Origin of the sequence: Gelidibacter sp., from assembly GCF_039916245.1 — a bacterium.
Lineage (GTDB): Bacteria > Bacteroidota > Bacteroidia > Flavobacteriales > Flavobacteriaceae > Gelidibacter.
This window is the reverse complement of record NZ_JBDSLS010000284.1, coordinates 1-4,670: the sequence shown is the minus strand read 5'-3', so window position 1 is coordinate 4,670 and position 4,670 is coordinate 1. Positions and strand designations below refer to the sequence as shown.

Sequence of the window (4,670 nt, the reverse complement as noted above, 5' to 3'; positions counted from 1 at the left end):
GATTTTGTTTTTATTCTAGAATTTGGAATTTATCTTTTGGGTGTTTCTACTTAAAACCTATAACCCATATTAAATCCTAATTTACCAACAAAAGTAACAGCATTGTCATTACCGGCATTGAATAAATTTCTTCCGAAACCGCCATTGATTTCAAAAACAAATCCGCCTTTAGTGAACCATTTTCCTCCCAGCCCCAAGCCCAACGCGAAATCGGTAGTACTTTCGATATCATGATAAGTGCCACTATCTATATAATAACGATAAGAGGTACGAATGGAGTTCAACATCCCAAAGCCCTCTAAAAAGAATCCTGCAGCATATTTCTTACCAAAAAAAACACGGTAGTATGGAGATACATAATAATTGATATCGTTTTCTATAAACTCACGTTCAAACGGAATCAAGACTGACATTCCAATCGCCGAATTTTCTGATAAGTTTCGCTCATAACTTCCTTCAAACGTCCCAAGCAAAAGAAATAAAGCGTTTACTTTGATCTCATTTTTTCCGAAATTATTTTTGGGAATACTATCATTTTGAGCCTGGGAAGCCAAAACAGCAAATAGCATTAAAAATGCAACAACATAATTTTTCATAAGTAAGCGATTGAATTTAGGGGTAAAATATTAGGCGCTACAATACTAAGGAAAAATATAAATCTAAAAAACTTTATTTCTCATCGTAAGCCAACAATCGCAACGCATTAAGAACCACGACTAAAGTAGATCCTTCATGAAAAATCACGGCCAATCCAATATTGGTAAAACCTAAAATGGTAGCAGGCACCAATAAAGCAACCACACCCATACTGATCCAAATGTTTTGAGTAATGATTCGTTTGGACGCTCTACTCAACCCAATCACAAAAGGCAACATTTCAATTTTATCTGACATTAAGGCCACATCTGCAGTTTCAAGAGCGACGTCACTTCCTGCAGCGCCCATCGCCACACTAACGGTGCTAAAAGCCATGGCTGGCGCATCATTAACACCATCGCCCACCATGGCGATTTTCCCATCCTGTTTCATAAGTGCCTTTACGGCCTCAACTTTATCTTCTGGTAGCAAATTCCCTTTGGCTTCCGTCAATCCAATTTGTCTGGCAATGGAATCTCCTACATTTTGGTGGTCGCCGGTCAGCATAACCATTCGATTGATACCAATCGCTTTTAATCTTTTCAGGGTTTCAACTGCCGTACTTCTTGGCACATCCATAACACTCACTAAACCGACGACCGCATGATTATAAGCCACCAACATTGCGGTATGACCTTCCTTCAACAAAATCCCCATTTTCATCTTTAATTCAGAAGAAACGACCATGCCTTCATCAGTCATCAGCTTTTCATTCCCAATAAAAACCTTTTGATCTTGGTAGTGCGCACTAATCCCTTTCCCTTGAATGGCGTTGACGTGAGCGGCTAAATTTTCGTGAACCATTTGATATTGTGATTTCACTCCTTTAGCAATCGCTCGTGCGAGGGGATGATTGCTTAAACTTTCGACTTCTAAGATAATGCGTGCCAAATCGCGCTCATCATAATTTTCACTTGGAATGATATTGGTAAGTTTGGGTTTCCCTTCCGTCAGGGTTCCTGTTTTATCAAAGGCGATGGTTTGAATGGAGCCGAGATCTTCCAACGCTTTTCCACCTTTGATCAAGACTCCTTTTTGAGCGGCGCGCGCAATACCACTTAAAACCGCACTTGGTGTCGAAATTGCCAGGGCACAAGGACTTGCCGCAACCAACACGGTAATCGCTCTATACAAGCTTTCATTGAAGGTTTCATCAACAACCATATAAGCGAAGCATAACATCGTCACAACAACAATGACCACGGGCACATACCATTTTTCAAACTTTTTGGTCATGCGTTGCGTAGGCGATTTTTGGGTTTCCACTTCACTTACCATTTTGACCAAACGGGCGACCGTAGAATCCTCACTAAGTTTCATAACCAAAACTTCGATGCTGCCATCGCCATTTATGGTGCCCGTAAAAACAACACTAGAACTATCAATGTCCTCAAACTTTGGAAGATTTTCAATCGTCTCAATGGCTATTTTATCAACCGGCATACTTTCCCCCGTGATTGGCGCCTGATTGATGGCACTACTACCTGTGATGATCACACCATCTGCCGCAATTTGAGAATGAGGTTTGACGACAATAATATCATTTATTTTTAAGGATTCAAGACTTACTTCCTCTATGAGATCGCCTCTTTTAACTAATGCTGTATTAGGCGTCAAATCCTGTAAAGCTTCAATGGATTTTTTCGCCTTATTCATGGCGTAATTCTCCAAAGCATGACCTAAACTGAATAGAAATAACAACAAAGCGCCTTCTGCCCAACTTCCTATATATGCAGCGCCAATGGCCGCAGCAATCATTAAAAAGTCAATTTCAAAACCACCTCTTTTGATTTGGTGAAAAGCTTCAATCGTAATATAATAACCACCAAATCCGTAGGCAATCATATAAGGAATAATAGAGTTCCACATGGATTGGTATTCCCATCCAAAAAGCTGAATAGAAAAACCAATTAAGAGAAAAGCACCACACAATAGGGACAAATACAATTCTGTACGGGATCCAAAAATGCCATTATGGTCGTGGCCATGATTGTGCTTTTTACTTTCATGATGATGTTCTGACATACCTTACGATTTAATTTTAATGTTCGCCACCTTCCGTCGTGTTTAGCAGCATATAAGTACCATTAACGACAATCTTTTTATCCTTGAAGGATTCGGCATTTAAAACTTCCACAAGATCTTCCGTTTGCATACCGAGGTTCAATTTAACTTTTTTCAGCTGGTATTCGGTAGGCGTTTCACTTTCTAATATTAACGCAAAATAATCATTTTCAACCTGAATTACTGCAGTTTTAGGCAATGCCAACGCTTTTGAAGCACCAATGATAATTTCAGCTTCAGCAAACATTCCCACAATAAATCCGGTGTGATCGTCATCAATATGCCCATGCACCGTAACTCTTCTACTGGTCGGATCGATGGTTGTGCCTACCAAATGTACTTCGGCCTTATAGATGCTATCGGAAGCTTCAGGAATCCTGAAATCAATTTCCTGGCCTTTCTTTATTTTAAGAATATCCTTTTCAAATACGGACAACTCCAGATGAATATGATCGGTATCAATAATTTCCAAAATCACATCGGCAGGCGACACATAAGTACCGTTACTCACGTTTACCTTAGTCACAAAGCCATCAATTGGTGCATAAATATTAATGCTGGAAGCGATGGTTCCATTTTCAACAGATGTCGGATTGATGTTCATCATTTGCAACTTCTTTTTCAATCCGTTGTAATGCGCCAAACTGCTTTTATAGTCGCTTTCAGCTTTTAAAAAGTTTTTTTGTGACGTAATCTTTTCATCATATAAGGTTTTTTGACGTGTAAATTCAGATTTCAAATAATTGAGTTTCTCAGCCAATTCCAAATACTGCTGCTGAATTTCAATATAATCCGTGTTTTCCAGAGTCACTAAAAACTGCCCTTTCTTAACCTCATCACCAATCAACAATGGCGTTTTAGTCACATATCCGCCAACAAAAGTGCTGACATTCGACTGATTATGCGTGGGCACATCAATCATGCCGCTCACTTTAACAATGGTATTAAAATCATGTTCTTCAAGAGTTCCAAATGCCATGTGTTCGCCGTCAAACTGTTGCTTTGTAATCACCAACTCATCAGTTACCTTCAGGGTTTCTTCGGATGGTTGATTGTTTTTATCAGTTCCACAAGCTACTAAAAGCATGAAAACAAATACGATATATAACTGTTTCATTAGTCTAAAATTAAATAATTGATTGCAATAATTGTTTGATTATAACCATTAAGATTGTCGAGATAGGTCAATTCAATATCCTTTGAAATCTCAATGCTTTGAATATATTGGAAGAAGTCAATTTCGCCTTCTTTGAATGTGCGCTCTCCGGTTTTCAGGATTTCTTCTGAAAGTTGCTTGCCCTGAGTTTGATAATAGATGACTGCTTCATTATACTGTTGCAGTTTGGCAAATAGCGCTTCTTGCTCAGCTTGCCATTTGGATTTGTAATCCTGATGTTGTTGTTCTACAATATCCTGGGCAATTTTAGAGGCTTTTATTTTTGAAGTATTTCCAGAAAACAATAACGGAATTTTTAATCCAAATTGATAGCCTATTAAATTTTTATTCAGCCCATCATTAGTGCCCTGAAAATACTGAAGACTCAAATCGGGCAATAAACTTTGTTTTTCTTGTTGCAAGCGCGCTTCGTAATAAGATTTGGACTGTTCAAAATAAAGTAATCCCGCGTCCTCATTTATAGTTAAAGACTGCATAGACAACTTTTGCAGAGGTTCTTCTTGAACCGTGATTTCATCTACCTGAACGATTTTCTTCAATAGTGCATTAAACATCATGACTTCTTGTTGCGATTGCCTGTAAAGCGTTTCCAATTGTTTTTGTTTCGATTGAGCAGTGATCATCTCCAAATAATTGGTTTCACCTAATTCAAAACGTCGTTTGGCGGCATGAGCGAAATTCTGATATAAACTATCTAAATACTGATAAGACCTTTCCTTGTTCTTGGCATAACTCAAATTGTAATAGGCCAAATACACCTCTCTTTTCAAAGTTTGAAGTTTGATATCACGTG

The 4,670-nt window shown here is 38.4% G+C and carries 4 protein-coding genes; all 4 read right to left on the bottom strand.

Going from position 1 to position 4,670, the window contains the following annotated elements; genetic code table 11:
• Positions 1–50: 50 nt before the first annotated feature.
• A complete protein-coding gene (locus tag ABIQ28_RS14565) occupies positions 51–596 on the bottom strand; it encodes a DUF3575 domain-containing protein (protein WP_348038571.1) in 546 nt (181 codons plus the stop codon).
• Between the two features lie 73 nt (positions 597–669).
• The gene (locus tag ABIQ28_RS14560; RefSeq protein ID WP_348038569.1) at positions 670–2,661 is read right to left on the bottom strand and encodes a heavy metal translocating P-type ATPase; all 1,992 of its coding nucleotides are present in this window, start codon (positions 2,659–2,661) and stop codon (positions 670–672) included.
• Between the two features lie 16 nt (positions 2,662–2,677).
• On the bottom strand, positions 2,678–3,817 hold the full coding sequence (locus ABIQ28_RS14555) for an efflux RND transporter periplasmic adaptor subunit (RefSeq protein WP_348038567.1): 1,140 nt from the start codon (positions 3,815–3,817) through the stop codon (positions 2,678–2,680).
• Positions 3,817–4,670 (bottom strand): TolC family protein (locus ABIQ28_RS14550; protein ID WP_348038565.1); only part of this gene is annotated, 854 nt, incomplete at its 5' end. The genes ABIQ28_RS14550 and ABIQ28_RS14555, both read right to left, overlap by 1 nt.